The following is a 17,967-nucleotide window of genomic DNA, read 5'->3' as shown; positions in this document are numbered from 1 at the left end:
GGGCATTTTGTTATTTAGTCAATGACGGGATTCTATTTCGCTACGCGTTCCAGCCATTTTACCATTGAAAGCATTACAATCATAGAAGCACCTGTTGCGCCTACAAATACTAACCAGCAAGCCCAGATAGGAACAGTGGTATAAAGAATACCACCGATAAACAGCAGTGAATTACCCACAGCTGTTGCAGCTAACCAGCAACCTTGCATTAATCCCTGCAAATGAGGAGGAGCAACCTTAGATACAAACGATAATCCCAGAGGAGAAATGAACAATTCGGCAACTGTAAGGATGAAATACAGACCGATCATAATCCACGGAGTCACACGAATAGCATTTATTTCAGCAGCACTCATAGTGCCCAACACCTCTTTCGAAGGTAATGTAAAGGAGAATACCATCAAGAATACATACGCTAATGCGGCAATACCCATACCGATGGCAATCTTCATCGGGGTAGAAGGTTCTTTACCATTCTTTTTCATTGAGCCGAACATCCACATGATAAATGGAGTCAGGAATACAACGAAGAACGGATTAACGCTCTGGAATATTTCAGCTCCCTTGATCTGCGTAAAACCTAAGTCGATATTAATAACACTCAAATCCACATAGTCACGGGCAAAATAAGTCAAAGAATAACCATTCTGGTGGAAAGATAACCAGAAGAAAATAACAACACCGAATACTGCAAACAAAGCATAGATACGTTGTTTGATTTCAGTAGCGCTCATTTGGATTTCTTCCTTATTCACAGCCGCAGTACCTTTACTAGTTTCCAATTTAGTCGCAGGATCCGGGAAACGCTTCTTATTTGCCATATAAATAATCAGCGAAACAAGCATAGCACCAATAGCAGCCATAAAAGCATACTGAAAACCACGGTTAAACACATCAAGGTAGTTATTAACAAACATACCCATATCTGTTACAGGAGTCCCGTCAAGAACAACACTCTTAGCCAAAGTTGTCAGATTCTCCATTGCCTGTGGAGCCATATCATTTCCTTTTTCTAAATATTGATGGCACAATTCAGGTAAAGTGGCATCATAATCAAAGTTGTTCACCTTCAGCCACCAGTTGCGCACACCAATAGCAATAAACGGTGCAAAAACAGCTCCAATATTGATAAACATATAAAATATCTGGAAACCGGCATCACGTAGGTTTGAATATTTAGGGTCATCATACATCTGGCCTACCAAAGCCTGCAGATTTCCTTTAAATAAACCATTACCAAAAGCAATCACCAAAAGTCCGAAACAAGTTAATCCCAAGTAAAGAGCCATACTAGGAACAGGGGTCGGAGTAGGAATGGCAATAATCAAATAACCGATAGCCATTAATATCAGCCCTACTAAAATAGTGCCTTTAAAATTTTTCGTCTTATCAGCAATAACACCTCCCGCCAAAGCTAAAATATAAATGGAAGCATAGAACGCGGAATAAATGTATCCGGTAGTTGTCTCGGACAATCCAAATTTCGCTGAAATAAACAATGTCAAAATCGCCATCATAATATAGAAGCCAAAACGCTCTCCCATATTAGCTAAAGCTGCAGCAATCAGACCTTTAGGGTGTTTACTGAACATAGATATAAGTTTTTAGAATTAATAAATGATTGATTTAAATAAATATTTCTTGCAAATATATACTTTTTCTTGAGTTTTTGCACAATGATTTGTTAAACTACTCCTCAAATAAACGACAAATTTCTGCCTTGGATTCACGAATCAAATCTTCCGGAGCTATTTTTATCTGAAGTCCCCGCACACCGGCACTTACATAAATATACGGAAACTCCCGGCTGGTTTCATGGATATAAGTAGGAAAATGTTTCTTCATGCCGATAGGCGAACACCCTCCCCGGATATATCCGGTAAGTGGCAGAAGTTCTTTTACGGGAATCAAATCACACTTCTTATTACCCGAAGCTTTAGCTGCCAGTTTCAAGTCAACTTCATGTTCTCCCGGAATGACACAGACAAAATATCCGCTTTTATCGCCATGGAGGACAAGAGTCTTAAACACTTGCTCAATGTTTTCTCCTAAATCTGCTGCTACATGAACAGCACTTAAGTCGTTTTCATCCACTTCGTAAGGAATCAGTTCATAGGCTATCTTAGCCTTATCTAACAGCCGTGCGGCATTTGTTTTATTGATTTTCATTTTCGTTGTATTTATACTTTCTATATCTGATAAATAAAGAATTAATGAGAGACAAAGTCCTCTATGACTTTTATTAAGGCACGGATTACACGGCTCTAATTAAATAAAAACCATGTAATCCGCGCCTTAATTAATATGATTAAGAATAGTTGACTTTATTGGAGGAACGCACTCGCTCTATGCTTCAAATTAGAGCCCCAGTTCTTCGCGAAGAAACTTAGGTGTATATCCCTTAGGGCTCTTCGCAACCTCTTCCGGTGTTCCGTAACTAAGGAGTTCTCCCCCGCCCTTACCACCTTCAGGACCCATATCGATAATATAATCCGCCATTTTAATCACATCCAGATTGTGTTCGATGACAATAACCGTATTCCCTTTATCCACAAGCTTATTCAGTACTCCCATCAGTACGCGGATATCTTCAAAATGAAGTCCGGTAGTCGGTTCATCAAGGATGTAAAGGGTCTTGCCTGTATCTCTTTTCGACAGTTCCGTTGCCAGTTTCACACGCTGGCTTTCTCCACCGGAAAGTGTGGTAGAAGATTGTCCCAACTTTATATATCCGAGTCCGACATCCTGCAATACTTTTATCTTATTCAAGATTTGCGGAACGTTTTCAAAGAATTCCACGGCACGGTTGATTGTCATGTCCAATACATCGGCAATCGATTTTCCCTTGAAACGTACTTCCAGTGTTTCCCGGTTATAACGTTTGCCGTGACATACTTCACAAGGCACATATACGTCAGGAAGGAAATTCATTTCAATTGTCTTATAACCATTTCCCGTACAGGCTTCACAACGTCCGCCTGAAACATTAAAGGAAAAACGTCCCGGCTTGTAACCGCGAATCTTAGCTTCCGGAAGCCCTACAAACAGATTACGGATATCAGAGAACACACCGGTATAGGTAGCAGGATTGGAGCGTGGCGTACGTCCCAAAGGTGATTGATCGACATTCACTACCTTATCGATATTTTCCAATCCTTCAATCGAATCGTATTCCAAAGGATCCTGCAAAGAACGGTAGAACTTCTGCGATAGAATCGGCTGCAGAGTTTCATTAATCAAAGTAGATTTCCCGCTTCCCGATACACCTGTCACGCAAATTAGTTTTCCTAACGGAAACTCTACATCGACATTCTTCAGGTTATTCCCTTTCGCTCCTTTCAGCCAGATAGATTTCCCGTTTCCTTTTCTACGCTTGGCGGGGATTTCTATCTTCATCTTTCCATTCAGGTATTGCGAAGTCATCGTATCGGTCTTCAGCATCTCCTGGGGAGTTCCTGCAAAAACAACCTCTCCACCGAGACGTCCGGCTTTTGGTCCCATATCGATGACATAGTCGGCAGCCAGCATCATATCCTTATCATGTTCCACCACAATCACGGAGTTTCCCATGTCACGGAGTTCTTTCAAAGAGTTGATAAGACGCAAATTATCACGCTGATGCAGACCTATACTCGGCTCGTCGAGAATATAAAGCACATTCACCAATTGAGAACCAATTTGTGTAGCCAAACGGATACGCTGGCTCTCACCACCGGAAAGGCTGACAGAACTACGGTTCAACGCCAGATAATCCAAACCGACATCCAGCAGGAACTTCAAACGTGTACGAATCTCTTTCAGAATCTCTACTGATATTTTCTTCTGCTTATCGGAAAGGAACTCATCTACCTTCATCAACCAGTCATACAGCTCGTTGATGTCCATGTTTGCCAATTCATTAATATTCTTATCGTGGATGCGGAAATGCAGAGCTTCCTTATTCAGGCGAGCCCCTTTACATTCAGGACAAACCGTTGTTTTGGCAAATTGTTCCGCCCATTTCTGCGCTGTCGCAGAAGCATCTTTCTCCTGCAACATCTGAATATACTTCACCACTCCTTCATAGGTAACAAAGTAATCGGATGAAGTGCCGATCAGCGAACTCTTGATTTTAATCCGTTCGTCAGAGCCATACAACACTTCATCAATCGCATCGTCCGGCAACTCCTTAACCGGTGTTTTCAACGTTACATCGTACTTCTCAAGCAAAGCACCGATTTGCCAGAAAATCATCGCATTCTTATATTTTCCCAAAGGAGCTATCGCACCTTCGTAAATGGAAAGTTCACGATCGGGAATCACTTTGTCCACGTCAATCTGATTGACTACTCCCAACCCTTTACACTTCGGACACGCTCCTTGCGGTGAATTGAATGAGAAGTTATGCGGAGCAGGTTCACGATAAGACAACCCGGTGACAGGACACATGAGTCGCTTACTATAATGCCGGATACTTTCGGACTGGGCATCCAAAATCATCATCAGCCCGTCTCCCTGACGCATGGCAGTTGCCACACTCTGTTTCAGACGCCGGTCGTCTTTCTCTGCAACCACTAATTTATCGATAACCACTTCTACATCGTGGTTCTTATAACGGTCGAGCTTCATACCATGCGTGATTTCACGCACTTCTCCGTCTACTCGTACATATAAATATCCTTTTTTACGTATCTGTTCAAAAAGTTCTCTATAATGTCCTTTACGTGAACGTACCAATGGCGCCAGCAGATATATTTTCTTTCCTTTATAATCTTTCAGAATCAAATCCAGAATCTGCTCTTCGGTGTATTTCACCATTTCTTCCCCCGACAGATACGAATAAGCGATTCCCGCACGGGCATACAACAAACGGAGATAATCGTAGATCTCGGTAGTTGTTCCTACGGTAGAACGGGGATTTTTATTCGTTGTTTTCTGTTCAATGGAGATAACCGGGCTCAAGCCTGTTATTTTATCGACATCCGGACGTTCCAGATTGCCCAGGAAATTGCGGGCATAGGCTGAAAAAGTTTCGATATAGCGGCGCTGTCCTTCGGCAAAAATCGTATCGAAGGCTAAAGAAGATTTTCCACTACCGCTCAATCCGGTGATAACAGTCAAGCTATTACGGGGAATCTCGGCATCAATGTCCTTCAAATTGTGCACGCGCGCACCGTACACATTAATATATTCTGTTTCCTGCATATTCATATCCTTCCATAAATGTTGCAAAATTAATGTTTCCGCCCGAAATATGCTCCTAAAAAAGCACAATATTATTTTCTTAACTCAAATCTTATGAAGATATAGGGCATTATTTGTACCTTTGTTCCTTGATTTCAAGAACCAATAGTTATAATTTGATGAAACCGATAAACCGAATATTCTTATTTCTGCTTTTTATAAGCGTTTCATACGCTATCAGTTATGCACAGGAAAACCAATCTTATTTCTTGCATACCATCGAAAAAGGACAAAGTTTATACTCCATTTCCAAGATGTATAATGTCACTACGTCAGACATCATACGTCTGAATCCTGGTTGTGACGAAAAAATCTATGCCGGACAGACCATCAAAATCCCTACTGGGAAAGAAAGCCAGAAGGGAGAAACATTCCATACGATCCAAGCCGGAGAAACATTGTACAAACTGACAACGATGTATAATGTGTCCGCCAAAGATATTTGTGAAGCAAACCCAGGTTTGAGTGCCGAGAATTTCCGTATCGGACAAGTTATTCTGATTCCGCAGAAAAAAGAAGAACAAACTGACGCCGTAGTTCAAACGCCTACTGAACAATCGACTATTCAAGGTCCTGTTGTTCCGAGATGCAAAGATATGCATAAGGTAAAGCGCAAAGAGACTATATTCAGCGTGAGCCGTGAATACGGAATCAGCGAGCAGGAGTTGATTGACGCTAACCCGGAACTGAAAAAGGGCATGAAAAAGGGACAATTCCTTTGCATCCCCTACCCGGCAGCAACCACCGTACAACCTACACAGAAGGAAGATCCATACGCTGTTCCTCCCAGCAATAGCGAGCTTTTCCGCAAAAATAAGGAGACTCCCCAAAAGCTGTCTACTATTAAGGCTGCCTTGTTGTTGCCTTTCCAGGAGGACAAACGCATGGTGGAATATTACGAAGGTTTCCTGATGGCAGTAGACAGTCTGAAACGTACGGGCGTTTCTCTTGATTTATATGTATATGATAGCGGAAAAGACATTTCTACATTAAATACGATTCTTGCCAAAAACGAGATGAAGAGTATGAATATCATCTTCGGTCCGATGCATCAGAATCAAATAAAACCATTGTCAGACTTCGCGGAGAAGAACGACATACGTCTGGTGATTCCTTTCTCTAAGAAAGGGGAAGAAGTATTCAACAATCCTGCTGTTTATCAAATCAACACACCACAATCTTATTTGTATTCGGAAGTTTACGAACATTTCACCCGTCAATTTCCTAATGCTCATGTTATCTTTATTGAATCGGCAAATAGTGATAAGGAAAAAGCGGAATTTATTAGCGGTTTGAAACAAGAATTGAAAAACAAAGGGATCTCCATGAAAAGTGTTAGCGAAAGCGCAACTAAAGAAATATTAAAAACAACACTCCGCAATGATAAAGAAAATATTTTTATCCCCACATCGGGCAATAATGTCATACTGATCAAGATACTTCCTCAACTGACACTGTTAGTCAGAGAGAATCCTGTAGAAAAAATACACCTGTTCGGTTATCCGGAATGGCAGACTTACACCAAAGATTATTTGGAAAGTTTCTTTGAACTGGATACATATTTCTATTCCTCATTCTATACAAATACCTTGTTCCCGGCTGCTGTGCAATTTACCAACAATTACCACAGATGGTACAGCAAGGATTTAGTAAGCGAGTGGCCCAATTATGCAATGCTTGGATTTGATACCGGCTTCTTCTTCCTAAAAGGATTGTCACGTTACGGTTCAGAACTTGAAAACAACCTGACTAAGATGAATCTGACTCCGATTCAGACAGGATTCAAATTCCAGCGCGTGAACAACTGGGGAGGATTTATTAATAAAAAAGTGTTCTTCATACGTTTCACTAAGAATTTTGAATTAGTAAAACTTGACTTCGAATAATACGAAAATGATAAAGATAAAACCATTTTTGATTGCAACACTCCTACTTACAGGATTTGCTCTTCCTGCCACTGCCCAAATTGGAGAAGCACGCAGCAATTTATCAGTAGGTGTTAATGGAGGTGTCAACTTAAACAGTGTTTCTTTCACTCCCAGCATCAAGCAAAATAGCTTGATGGGAATTACCGGAGGCTTGACGGCACGTTATATATCCGAGAAGTATTTTGCCATGATTTGCGGTGCACAAGTCGAATTGAATGTATCACAAAGGGGTTGGGACCAATTGTTTGAAACGGTATCATTGGACGATAACGGATATGAAGTCACCTCGAAGGATCCGAGCAAAACTTACACCCGCAAAATGACCTATATTGATATTCCTTTTCTAGCCCATCTTGCTTTCGGACGAGACAGAGGATTACAATTCTTTGTTCATGCAGGTCCTCAAATCAGCTTTCTGATAAGCGAATCGGAAACAATAAAAGGTATTGATATGAACACCTTATCCAATACACAGAAAGCGGTGTATGGAGTTAAGATTCAGAATAAATTCGACTACGGTATTGCCGGTGGCGGCGGTGTAGAACTCCGAACAAAGAAAGCCGGCAGCTTCATCGTTGAAGGCCGTTACTATTTTGCGCTGTCCGACTTTTACAGCACCACAAAGAAAGACTATTTCGCCCGTGCAGCGCATGGAACAATTACCATAAAGCTCACGTACCTATTTGACTTGAAGAAATAAAATCCTCTCCCTCCTCCCTTTCGAGAGAAGGAGCTTGAATATCTACAAAGCATCGCTTTAGGGATGCTCTTTAAATAAGTAAGGCAACTAACTCGCAATGAATTAGTTGCCTTATTTGTATCTTTAAAATAGGGATATTCAGTAAATGCACCGTTTTAGGGATGCTAAAGCATAGCTTTAGAGAGCAAAAAGCACCGCTTTAACTCTTATAAAGCGATGCTTTTCATTAATCATATTAACGAATTACCCAGATATAGGGAAAAGTCTTATCTCAATCTATCCGCAGCCTTTACCATCACCTCATCGCGTCCAATAGCACGAACAGCCAATATATTCAGAATGATGGAAATAAGTGGTAAACACAACGCCCAGCCTACCCGGAACATATTTGCATCATTCTTCAACGCAAAATAAAAAGCAAGGGCAGCAATGTAATAACCAACCAACAACAAGCTATTGAAAATCGTCATGCGAATCTGCAACATACGGTTCTTATATAAAAAAATAGTAGCCACGGCAACGATAGTACTAAGCATCAGAATCCCAAATAAACCCCATGTAGACTGAAAAGCGTCGTTTATTTCCAATCCTAATGCCTTAAAAGGATGTTCGCCCATTGTATCAATGAAGTAACCTATTGGCATACACATAGCTGTAATCAGCAATCCTGCAACAATCAATAAATAAACAGTTTGAATTCGTTGAATCATAAGTATTCTAAATAGTAGTTGAGTTAAACAATAATAGCCAAGCAATAAGGAGTAGGGATAATCATCCCACTTACTACTTGACTATCAAATTCTTCGTCAGAAAATAAATTACTGAAGTTTTTCTTTCTCCTTAGCCGGATTTCTATAATATATTTTCCCTTCGATGTATTCTTGCGTAGCAATCAAGTCCGGTTTCGGCAATTTCTCATAATAACGAGAAATTTCGATTTGCTCTCTATTTTCAAACACTTCTTCCAAGTTGTCATTGTAAGAGGCAAACTCTGCCAATTTCTTTGAAAGATCGTTTTTGATTTCTACACTGATCTGATTAGCACGCTTGCCAATAATGGCAACAGTTTCGTAAACATTACCTGTATCAGCACAGAGTTCCATCATGTCACGGGTTACTGTTGTAGCAGGAGCATTCGTTTTTTTGTAGTCCATAAATCTATTTAAATTTAGTCTTTAATTACTTTCTGTGATTCATTGAATATTTTCTCGGCTTCTTTCAAATATTTACTTTCAGGAAATTCATTCTTGAAAGCATAATATTCGTCCACTGTTTCGCGATAACGATCCATCTTCTTGTCTTCTACACTATAGATAGCCATTTCGTGTCTTGCACGCAGAATCAAGATAGAAAGTTCTTCACGATAGTCAGTATAAGGATAATCTTTCAGTGCATTTTGAGCTGTGATTACACAAGACTCATAGTTATTGCCTAAATAATTACCCAGATTATAATATAATCTTGCAGAATAAAGTTCTTTCAAAACCAGCTTATCCTGCAAAGCAAAAATCATATCCTGTGCTTCCTGCTTCTTTGTGCTGTTCGGGAAATATTCCATGAACATCTGCAACTGCTGGATAGCCTGATAAGTGCTTGATTGATCCAAACGTGGTTCCGGGGTATCCAGGAATAAAGCTTTACCTGCATGAAAACGTGCTAGTTCGGTAAAAGTGCCACGGGGATACGTATTGAAATAGGTGATAAATGTCTGGGCAGCTGTCTGATAATCTTTCTGATTATAATAACTCATTCCCAACATATACAAAGACTCTTCCGCTTTATCGGTTCCTTTCAGAATGGTTATCAACTCATTCAGCAACGTAGCTGAACGATTATACTGTCCCTTCGCAAAATAGTTTTTGGCGGCTTCGTACTTGTATTCGTAATCGGTGCTTTTCAGCAATTTATTGTACTCTCCACATGATGTCAGAGTAGCCGCCGCAAGCAAAGTTATAATGATATTTTTCTTCATCCTATTTAAAAATAATGCGCAAAGTTACTTATTCGCTGGGAATTTAGCAATTAATCTGTGTTTTTTAATACATAAAAGGCGTTAAACATCGACAAAAGGAGAGAAAATGACGTCGAATTGCAAACACCAAACTGTAAACGGCAGGTAATAAACGAATCACACAGAAATCATGATTGACATAAACCTGACGAACAAACGTCAGATTCCTTGTTATAAGACAGAAAAAAACTTGTTATAAGGCAGAAAAAAAATAGTGACGGTATATGCCCGGGATAGCGTCACTATTTTTTATAGCAGAAAACGGCAAACAAATGTGTTATCCCATTCAAAGACAACACAGCTATTTACCGTTCCCTGTTTATCGTTTACTGCTATATCTACAGCTTGTACAAATCACTTGCAGCCAGCAGATCGACTTTCTTTTCTTTCAATACCTCGATACATTTATCCAGATTGCTAGGGCGAATTACCACATTTGCAATATTGTTATTGGCAAACGAATACATATATTCAATAAATACACCCTCGTCTGATAAATATCCCAGCACTTTTGCCAAAGCACCCGGTATATTGGGACAGCTTATACCTACTACATCAGTCACATTCACTGCAAAATGATTATCTTTTAAAGCTTTGTATGCTCTATCCGGATCGGATACAATTCCACGCAAAATACCAAAATCAGCATTTTCGGCAATGCACAAGGCAGAAAGATTGATATTTTCTTTCGCCAGCACTTCAGTCACTTCCGTCAAACGGCCTGACTTATTTTCCAAAAAGATAGAAAGTTGTTTTGCTACCATATTTATTAAAGTATTAAGTAATAAGTATTAAGTAACAAGCATTAGGTATTAGGCAACAAGTATTACCGTAGTTCCAAGATCACCCGCATGGTTAATACTTAATACTTAATACCTAATACTTATTTATATTTTTCTGTTATCAATCACACGTTTTGCTTTACCTACGCTACGCTCAATGCTGCGAGGCTCTACCAATTTCACGTTGACTCCCAATCCAAGTACGCTTTGCAAACGTCCTCCCAGCTTTTTCTTCAAAGCCAGCATTTTGTTGATCTCATCAGAATAGAATTCCGGACGTACTTCAACCTGGAGCTCCATCGTATCGGTATTATTTTCACGACCCACTATCAACAAATAATGCGGTTCAAATTCTGCCATTTCAAGGATGACGGATTCAATCTGTGTCGGGAATACGTTTACACCACGGATAATCAACATATCATCACTGCGTCCCAAAATACGATCCATACGTACTAATGTACGACCGCAAGAACATTTATCATGATGCAAGGCAGTCAAATCACGCGTACGGTAACGGAGCAATGGCATACCCTCTTTGGTGAGGTGGGTAAACACCAGTTCGCCCGTTTGTCCCGGTTCAACCGGTTGCAAAGTATTCGGATCGATAATTTCCGGGAAATAATGGTCTTCATTCAAGTGAGTGCCGTTCTGACATTCGCACTCGTAACCGACACCCGGTCCGGCAATCTCACTCAACCCATAAATATCGTATGCTTTGATTCCCAGTTTCTCTTCAATTTCATGACGCATATTTTCCGTCCAGGGTTCCGCACCGAACGCACCGACTTTCAGTTGAAATTCTTCACGTGGCAAACCGGAATCTTTAATTGCATCTGCCAGGTAAAGCGCATAAGAAGGGGTGCAACAAAGCACTGTCGATCCGAAATCATGCATCAAGGTAATCTGTTTTTCAGTGTTGCCACTGGACATCGGAATAACAGAAGCACCGATATTCTCGGCTCCGGCATGTGCTCCCAGTCCGCCCGTAAACAGTCCGTATCCGTATGATACCTGAAAAATATCAGAACGGCCCGCTCCGTAAGCGGTAAAAGCACGTGATATACATTCCGCCCAGGAGGCCAAGTCCTTACGGGTATATCCGACAACCGTCGGCTTTCCGGTCGTTCCGGAAGAGGCATGAATACGTACAATCTGGCTCATCGGCACGGCACAAAGTCCGAACGGATAATTATCTCTTAAATCATGTTTCGTGGTAAACGGCAGTTTTACAATATCATCGATACTATTGATATCATCGGGGGTTATTCCCATTTCCTGCATCTTCTTTCGATAGAAAGGAGTGTTGTGATAGACGTAATCTACAATTTTCTTGAGTCGTATGCTTTGAATCTTGCGAAGACTTTCGCGGTCCATACACTCAATGCTCTCATTCCAAATCATGTGTTTCTGGTATTACTAGTTGTATGAATCTGTTTTTTGATATTAATATGTTGCAAAGTAAAGGATTTATTTGGAAAAATGATTTGTTATCTCGATTATTTTACCGAATATTGCTCCACTTTTTAGGATTTAACTATGAATTATGAACTAACATCAGCTTACAAACCTACCGGGGATCAGCCGGAAGCGATAGCACAACTGACTGAAGGGGTACTTCAGGGAGTTCCCGCACAGACTTTACTGGGAGTGACCGGATCGGGAAAAACATTTACCATTGCCAATGTGATCGCCAATATCAACAAACCTACGTTGATTTTGAGCCATAACAAGACATTGGCTGCCCAGCTCTATAGTGAGTTTAAAGGTTTCTTCCCCAATAATGCGGTAGAATATTACGTTTCTTACTATGACTATTATCAGCCGGAGGCCTATCTCCCGAGCAGTGATACTTATATAGAGAAAGATCTTGCCATCAATGACGAAATCGACAAGCTTCGACTCGCGGCCACTTCTGCCCTACTCTCCGGACGAAAAGACGTGGTAGTGGTTTCTTCCGTTTCTTGTATCTACGGTATGGGAAATCCTTCGGACTTCTACAAAAATGTCATTGAAATAGAACGGGGACGGATGATGGACCGCAATGTCTTTTTACGTCGTCTGGTAGACAGCTTGTATGTCCGCAATGATATTGACTTGAACCGTGGAAATTTCCGCGTTAAAGGTGATACTGTGGATATCTATCTGGCTTATACCGACAATCTGCTCCGTGTCACCTTCTGGGGAGATGAGATTGATGGTGTAGAAGAAGTAGACCCGATTACAGGAGTCACCATTGCTCCATTCGACGCCTATAAGATTTATCCGGCCAATTTGTTTATGACGACCAAAGAGGCAACTCTCCGTGCTATCCACGAAATAGAAGATGATCTGACCAAACAAGTGGCATTCTTCGAGTCTATCGGTAAAGAATATGAAGCCAAACGGCTCTATGAACGGGTGACTTACGATATGGAAATGATCCGGGAATTAGGGCATTGCTCCGGAATTGAGAACTATTCCCGTTATTTCGATGGTCGTGCTGCCGGCACTCGTCCTTATTGTCTGCTCGATTTCTTTCCGGATGATTTTCTGATTGTCATTGACGAAAGCCATGTAAGTGTACCTCAAATCCGTGCGATGTACGGAGGAGACCGTGCACGTAAAATCAATCTGGTGGAGTATGGTTTCCGATTGCCTGCGGCTATGGATAACCGTCCGTTAAAATTTGAAGAGTTTCAGGAAATGGCAAAACAGGTAATTTACGTCAGTGCCACACCGGCAGATTATGAACTGATTCAGTCTGAAGGTATCGTCGTAGAGCAGGTGATCCGTCCTACAGGACTGCTTGATCCTGTCATCGAAGTGCGCCCGAGCCTTAATCAGATTGACGACTTAATGGAAGAAATCCAGCTCCGCATTGAAAAGGAAGAACGCGTACTCGTCACCACACTAACCAAACGAATGGCAGAAGAACTGGCAGAGTATCTTCTTAATAATAATGTAAGATGTAACTATATCCATAGTGATGTAGATACATTGGAACGTGTGAAGATTATGGATGATCTCCGGCAAGGAATCTATGATGTGCTTATCGGAGTCAACCTGCTCCGTGAAGGACTCGATCTTCCGGAAGTGTCGCTCGTTGCTATTCTTGATGCTGACAAAGAAGGATTCCTCCGCTCCCACCGTTCACTGACGCAAACCGCAGGACGTGCTGCCCGTAATGTAAACGGCAAGGTAATCATGTATGCGGACAGGATGACGGATAGCATGAAACTGACGATTGACGAAACCAATCGCCGCCGCGAAAAACAGTTGGCATACAATGAAGCAAACGGAATTACTCCTCAACAGATTAAAAAGGCCAGAAACTTGTCGGTATTCGGTAATGCAAAAGAAGCGGATGAACTGCTAAAAGAAAGACATGCTTATGTAGAACCTTCTACTCCGAACATTGCAGCAGATCCGGTAGTGCAGTATATGAGTAAAGCGCAAATGGAAAAGAGTATCGAACGTACTCGCAAACTGATGCAGGAAGCAGCCAAGAAACTCGAATTTATTGAAGCTGCACAATACCGTGACGAGTTGTTGAAACTGGAAGATTTGATGAAAGAGAAATGGGGGTAAAAACTCCCATTCTTCATATATTACACTAAGTATGTCACCATAATTAGCCTATATAGTAAATCTAGGCACGGATTACACGGTTCCTCGAATGATGGCTGTTATAAAGCAACCGCGTAATCCGCGCAATCCGTGCCTAATAATATAAGGTTATTTTGCATGAGTACTTACGATTGCTAAGGGTTGAAACTCTTAACAAACCTGTAACACAGGATTTAATCTATTAATTAGTGTTATAAAAACACCAATTAGCAGCTTATAATTTGCAAAGTTGCCAAAACTCCGTATCTTTGCACTGTGTTTTTCATAGTATTAGATTTAAGGTTAACAAAGGTTGGAGCAAGGCGTTGCTCCTTTTTTTATGTCTATACGTCATCTAAAACCTTTTCAACAACTATATCCATTAGAAGTGCACATTCACAATAAATGCTGCCTAACTTGATTATCAGACAGCATTTATATTTCAAAATTTACATCAATAAACCTTAGAGTGCTTTCTCAATAGCAGCTTTTATCAATGGCTCCATAATATCATACCCCTCGCCTGTCGGATGAACTCCATCTTTAGTATATTGGGGATTCAAGGCCTGATTTTCATCCACCATTGCCTTATAATAATTAACAAACGGAATTTTATTAGCTTTTGCATAAGCCTCTATCCGATCATTTAAAGATTTAATTTTCTGTGGAACATCTTTTATTTCCATTCTCCATTTAAATGCAGCGGCAGGCAATACGGAAGTCAGAATCACTTTTATCTTATTTGCTTTTGCCAATTCTGTCATAGAAACGATGTTTCCAAATGTATAATCTTCATTATAAGTTTGTGTATTTTCGGCGACATCATTGGTTCCGGCATTAATCACCACTAAAGCAGGAGAAAGATTAATCACATCTTCCCGAAAACGTAACAAGAATTGGTAAGAAGTCTGCCCACTGATTCCACGGCCGATATAACCGTTTGATTTGAAAAAGTCCGGATGAGTACGTACCCAGCCCTCCGTAATGGAATTTCCCATAAAAATAACTCGTTTGTCTTTCTTCGTCGCCTTTGGAAGTGCAGCATTTTGTTTTGAATAACGAGCTAAATTTCCAAAATCATTTTTCTGTGCATAGCTTTCTCCTATTGAGAAACTCAAGCAAACAACAGCCAATAACATCCATTGGCTCAATCTTCTTTTATCCATGTTTATATTAAGTATTAGTAATATGATATTTTTCACAAAGATAAAAAAAACTCCATACATAGACGCCCAAAATATCGAATAACCGTTAAGACGAAAGAAGTTTTTCTTAATCTATGTTATATAACATGCTATTTTACTTGGATTATTTGCTAATTTCCCAAGAGTCCGTATCTTTGCACTGTGTTTTTCATAGTATTAGATTTAAGGTTAACAAAGGTTGGAGCAAGGCGTTGCTCCTTTTTTTATGCCTATATATTAGAAGTGAGTTTAACATACCTTGAATAAAAAGTGATATACGTTTCTTTATTCCCAAATATAACTTTACCTTTACTGAAAAATCAGAATATGGCAAAGATTACAGTTCAGACCACAGACGTTACTATCTTAAAGATCAACGATACAGATTATATTTCTTTAACCGACATAGCTAAATACAAGACAACAGATGCTAATATTGTTATTGCCAACTGGCTACGTAATAGAATGACTATTGAATATCTAGGATTATGGGAAATATTATATAACCCCCATTTTAAACCCCTCGAATTCGAGGGGTTTAGAAAAGAAGCAGGTTTAAATGCATTCACTCTTTCTCCTCAAAAATGGATAGAAACGACCTGTGCTATTGGACTCATATCCAAATCCGGAAGATATGGCGGCACTTTTGCTCACAAAGATATTGCATTCAAATTTGCAAGTTGGATTTCTGTTGAATTTGAGTTATATATAGTAAAAGAATTCCAACGTCTCAAAGAGCAAGAGCAAGCTCAAATTGGTTGGTCAGCGAAGCGAGAACTATCTAAAATTAATTATCATATTCATACTGATGCAATCAAGCAGCATCTTATCCCTCAAGAAATCACCCCACAGCAAGCATCCATGATTTATGCCAGCGAAGCTGATATCCTTAATGTAGCTATGTTTGGAATGACAGCCTTAGAATGGCGTGATACACACCCTAATTTAAAAGGTAATATTCGTGATTATGCCTCAATCAATGAACTTATCTGCTTATCAAACATGGAAAATTTAAATGCCGTTTTCATAAATGAAGGTTTGACACCCAAAGACAGACTTATCAAATTAAATCAAATAGCAATTCAACAAATGAGCATACTAGAAGATATCAAAAATAAAAAGTTATTGAAATAATTTATGGAACAACAAATTCAACTCAACGACCACAACAAGCAGGAGTATCCTCCTATGCATACAGTCGAAACAAACACATCCTTAATTAATCATCTATAATACAGAGCATTAAATCATATACTAAAAAATCATAATTGCGCATTTATCTTACGCACTTGTTTTACGCAACTCGCTTAGAAAATATAAGCCAATAAAGGAAATAAGGTCAGCATTATCAACACCTATTAGGAAGTTAATATTCACAAATATACAATATACTATAAAAGTGAATGCCTGCAAATTACGATTTCACACATAGCTTCTATAAACAACTAATAATCAAAAATCTGCATACATTCTTAATATTCATTTATACTCTTAATGAATATTGGATTGAAACAATCAAATTTCATTTTGGAAGCCTATATAAATCTCATTTTTGGTACATAGTTTATCATACAATAGAAATGAACTTATACTGTATTAGTACATTTATTTCAACTATCAATACTTATCCAATTTAACACAAAACAGCCCAAGCATATTTAAAAGAAATGGGGCTTTAAAACATTGTACTCAAAAAATAAATATTCTTTTGCAAATTCCAATTAGTTTTAGTTCCTTTGTATAATATAACTCTAACATTAAACAAAATGGAAAAACGAACAGAAGGAGCATGGCTGATACACCACACCAAAAAACTATTTGATGTAAGGGATACTCAAGACTTTGAAGATATTGAACTAGCTGGTAAATGCGGAATTTTTCTATCTAACTTAGCTGCAGATGAAAATACCGATTTAAATAAAGATAAGGTCGATGCCATAGCAAAAGCTTCAAGTATAAAAAAAACAGAGATAGAAACGATTAAAAACAAACTTGTAGAGGCACATTTAATTGATGTTGCAAAAAATGGAGGTATTTCAGTATTAGGCATAACAACTTCTACGGTTTTATCACATACAGCTAATATATTTGATTCTTCAAATTCAAATAATTATCAAAAGGCTGCTTTAGAGTTATCTGAAAGGATATCAGATTTGCCCAAACCTGAGAAAGAATTAAAAGAATACATATCAGATGAATATAAACTGACTTCTAGAGATACAGTTGATTTATTTTCTCAATGTGAAGAAATAGGTTTTATTGATTACGAGAATCTAGATAATGACTCTAAATTTTATTTCAATGGTAACCTATTTAGAAAAGAAAATATTCAAAAAACAAATGCTATATTGAATTCGTTAAACTCTGATGACAGTAGGAAAATTCCTGAGATGAATGAACTTTTGTCAAAAAAAGGTTGTATCACATTCGAAAAAGCTAAAGCTATTTTAGGAGAAGTACTACTAACTAAACTTCAATCAATAGGTATGTACGATTTCAATGAAGTGAGTAATTCACATGAAACCAAAACTTTTGTAACGAAACCATCCGC

The 17,967-nt window shown here is 39.3% G+C and carries 13 protein-coding genes and 1 pseudogene; 5 read left to right on the top strand and 9 right to left on the bottom strand.

Going from position 1 to position 17,967, the window contains the following annotated elements:
- Window positions 1–32: 32 nt before the first annotated feature.
- From BSAG_RS11815 to uvrA, 3 genes are all read right to left on the bottom strand, one after another.
- On the bottom strand, window positions 33–1,592 hold the full coding sequence (locus BSAG_RS11815) for a peptide MFS transporter (RefSeq protein WP_004312713.1): 1,560 nt from the start codon (window positions 1,590–1,592) through the stop codon (window positions 33–35).
- A gap of 97 nt (window positions 1,593–1,689) precedes the next feature.
- Entirely contained in the window at window positions 1,690–2,169 is a 480-nt protein-coding gene (gene ybaK / locus BSAG_RS11820) for a Cys-tRNA(Pro) deacylase (protein WP_004312712.1), read from the bottom strand.
- A 189-nt stretch (window positions 2,170–2,358) separates the two neighbouring features.
- Window positions 2,359–5,184 carry an excinuclease ABC subunit UvrA gene (uvrA, locus tag BSAG_RS11825; RefSeq protein WP_008022804.1) on the bottom strand — a complete coding sequence of 942 codons (2,826 nt, stop codon included), beginning with the start codon at window positions 5,182–5,184 and terminating at the stop codon, window positions 2,359–2,361.
- A 158-nt stretch (window positions 5,185–5,342) separates the two neighbouring features.
- On the opposite strand from uvrA, the gene BSAG_RS11830 reads away from it, so the two are divergent.
- Window positions 5,343–7,109 carry a LysM peptidoglycan-binding domain-containing protein gene (locus BSAG_RS11830; protein ID WP_004312710.1) on the top strand — a complete coding sequence of 589 codons (1,767 nt, stop codon included), beginning with the start codon at window positions 5,343–5,345 and terminating at the stop codon, window positions 7,107–7,109.
- A gap of 7 nt (window positions 7,110–7,116) precedes the next feature.
- Window positions 7,117–7,851 carry a porin family protein gene (locus BSAG_RS11835; RefSeq protein ID WP_004312709.1) on the top strand — a complete coding sequence of 245 codons (735 nt, stop codon included), beginning with the start codon at window positions 7,117–7,119 and terminating at the stop codon, window positions 7,849–7,851.
- A 266-nt stretch (window positions 7,852–8,117) separates the two neighbouring features.
- On the opposite strand, the gene BSAG_RS11840 is transcribed toward BSAG_RS11835, so the two are convergent.
- The 5 genes from BSAG_RS11840 to BSAG_RS11860 all read right to left on the bottom strand — a co-directional run bounded on the left by BSAG_RS11840 (window position 8,118) and on the right by BSAG_RS11860 (window position 12,048).
- Entirely contained in the window at window positions 8,118–8,561 is a 444-nt protein-coding gene (locus BSAG_RS11840; RefSeq protein WP_004312708.1) for a DUF4293 domain-containing protein, read from the bottom strand.
- A 108-nt stretch (window positions 8,562–8,669) separates the two neighbouring features.
- A complete protein-coding gene (locus BSAG_RS11845; RefSeq protein ID WP_004299989.1) occupies window positions 8,670–9,005 on the bottom strand; it encodes a DNA-directed RNA polymerase subunit omega in 336 nt (111 codons plus the stop codon).
- 14 nt (window positions 9,006–9,019) lie between these two features.
- Window positions 9,020–9,823 carry an outer membrane protein assembly factor BamD gene (locus tag BSAG_RS11850; protein ID WP_004312707.1) on the bottom strand — a complete coding sequence of 268 codons (804 nt, stop codon included), beginning with the start codon at window positions 9,821–9,823 and terminating at the stop codon, window positions 9,020–9,022.
- A 377-nt stretch (window positions 9,824–10,200) separates the two neighbouring features.
- Complete coding sequence (locus tag BSAG_RS11855; RefSeq protein ID WP_004312706.1) at window positions 10,201–10,626, bottom strand: amino acid-binding protein; 426 nt, start codon at window positions 10,624–10,626, stop codon at window positions 10,201–10,203.
- A gap of 123 nt (window positions 10,627–10,749) precedes the next feature.
- Window positions 10,750–12,048 carry a phenylacetate--CoA ligase family protein gene (locus BSAG_RS11860; RefSeq protein ID WP_004312705.1) on the bottom strand — a complete coding sequence of 433 codons (1,299 nt, stop codon included), beginning with the start codon at window positions 12,046–12,048 and terminating at the stop codon, window positions 10,750–10,752.
- 135 nt (window positions 12,049–12,183) lie between these two features.
- On the opposite strand from BSAG_RS11860, the gene uvrB reads away from it, so the two are divergent.
- Window positions 12,184–14,214, top strand: coding sequence for an excinuclease ABC subunit UvrB (gene uvrB / locus BSAG_RS11865; protein ID WP_004312704.1), 2,031 nt, complete (start codon window positions 12,184–12,186; stop codon window positions 14,212–14,214).
- A gap of 482 nt (window positions 14,215–14,696) precedes the next feature.
- Here uvrB and BSAG_RS11870 read toward each other — a convergent pair whose 3' ends face one another.
- A complete protein-coding gene (locus BSAG_RS11870) occupies window positions 14,697–15,398 on the bottom strand; it encodes an SGNH/GDSL hydrolase family protein (RefSeq protein WP_008016251.1) in 702 nt (233 codons plus the stop codon).
- A gap of 345 nt (window positions 15,399–15,743) precedes the next feature.
- Here BSAG_RS11870 and BSAG_RS11875 point away from each other — a divergent pair, with 345 nt between their 5' ends.
- Together BSAG_RS11875 and BSAG_RS11880 are read left to right on the top strand one after the other, a co-directional pair.
- Window positions 15,744–16,550 carry a KilA-N domain-containing protein gene (locus BSAG_RS11875; protein ID WP_004312702.1) on the top strand — a complete coding sequence of 269 codons (807 nt, stop codon included), beginning with the start codon at window positions 15,744–15,746 and terminating at the stop codon, window positions 16,548–16,550.
- Between the two features lie 632 nt (window positions 16,551–17,182).
- A pseudogene (locus tag BSAG_RS11880) lies at window positions 17,183–17,967 on the top strand (hypothetical protein); the annotation flags it as partial.

It is taken from the genome of Bacteroides sp. D1 (assembly GCF_000157095.2).
Classification (GTDB): Bacteria; Bacteroidota; Bacteroidia; order Bacteroidales; family Bacteroidaceae; genus Bacteroides; species Bacteroides xylanisolvens.
The sequence above is the reverse complement of the archived record's forward strand: the minus strand, read 5'-3'. Positions and strand labels throughout refer to the sequence as shown.

Excerpts from the sequence above, each read along its gene's own strand:
- BSAG_RS11815 (WP_004312713.1), bottom strand. The coding sequence starts at position 1,592 with ATGTTCAGTAAACACCCTAAAGGTCTGATTGCTGCAGCTTTAGCTAAT.
- ybaK (WP_004312712.1), bottom strand. The coding sequence starts at position 2,169 with ATGAAAATCAATAAAACAAATGCCGCACGGCTGTTAGATAAGGCTAAG.
- uvrA (WP_008022804.1), bottom strand. The coding sequence starts at position 5,184 with ATGCAGGAAACAGAATATATTAATGTGTACGGTGCGCGCGTGCACAAT.
- BSAG_RS11830 (WP_004312710.1), top strand. The coding sequence starts at position 5,343 with ATGAAACCGATAAACCGAATATTCTTATTTCTGCTTTTTATAAGCGTT.
- BSAG_RS11835 (WP_004312709.1), top strand. The coding sequence starts at position 7,117 with ATGATAAAGATAAAACCATTTTTGATTGCAACACTCCTACTTACAGGA.
- BSAG_RS11840 (WP_004312708.1), bottom strand. The coding sequence starts at position 8,561 with ATGATTCAACGAATTCAAACTGTTTATTTATTGATTGTTGCAGGATTG.
- BSAG_RS11845 (WP_004299989.1), bottom strand. The coding sequence starts at position 9,005 with ATGGACTACAAAAAAACGAATGCTCCTGCTACAACAGTAACCCGTGAC.
- BSAG_RS11850 (WP_004312707.1), bottom strand. The coding sequence starts at position 9,823 with ATGAAGAAAAATATCATTATAACTTTGCTTGCGGCGGCTACTCTGACA.
- BSAG_RS11855 (WP_004312706.1), bottom strand. The coding sequence starts at position 10,626 with ATGGTAGCAAAACAACTTTCTATCTTTTTGGAAAATAAGTCAGGCCGT.
- BSAG_RS11860 (WP_004312705.1), bottom strand. The coding sequence starts at position 12,048 with ATGATTTGGAATGAGAGCATTGAGTGTATGGACCGCGAAAGTCTTCGC.
- uvrB (WP_004312704.1), top strand. The coding sequence starts at position 12,184 with ATGAATTATGAACTAACATCAGCTTACAAACCTACCGGGGATCAGCCG.
- BSAG_RS11870 (WP_008016251.1), bottom strand. The coding sequence starts at position 15,398 with ATGGATAAAAGAAGATTGAGCCAATGGATGTTATTGGCTGTTGTTTGC.
- BSAG_RS11875 (WP_004312702.1), top strand. The coding sequence starts at position 15,744 with ATGGCAAAGATTACAGTTCAGACCACAGACGTTACTATCTTAAAGATC.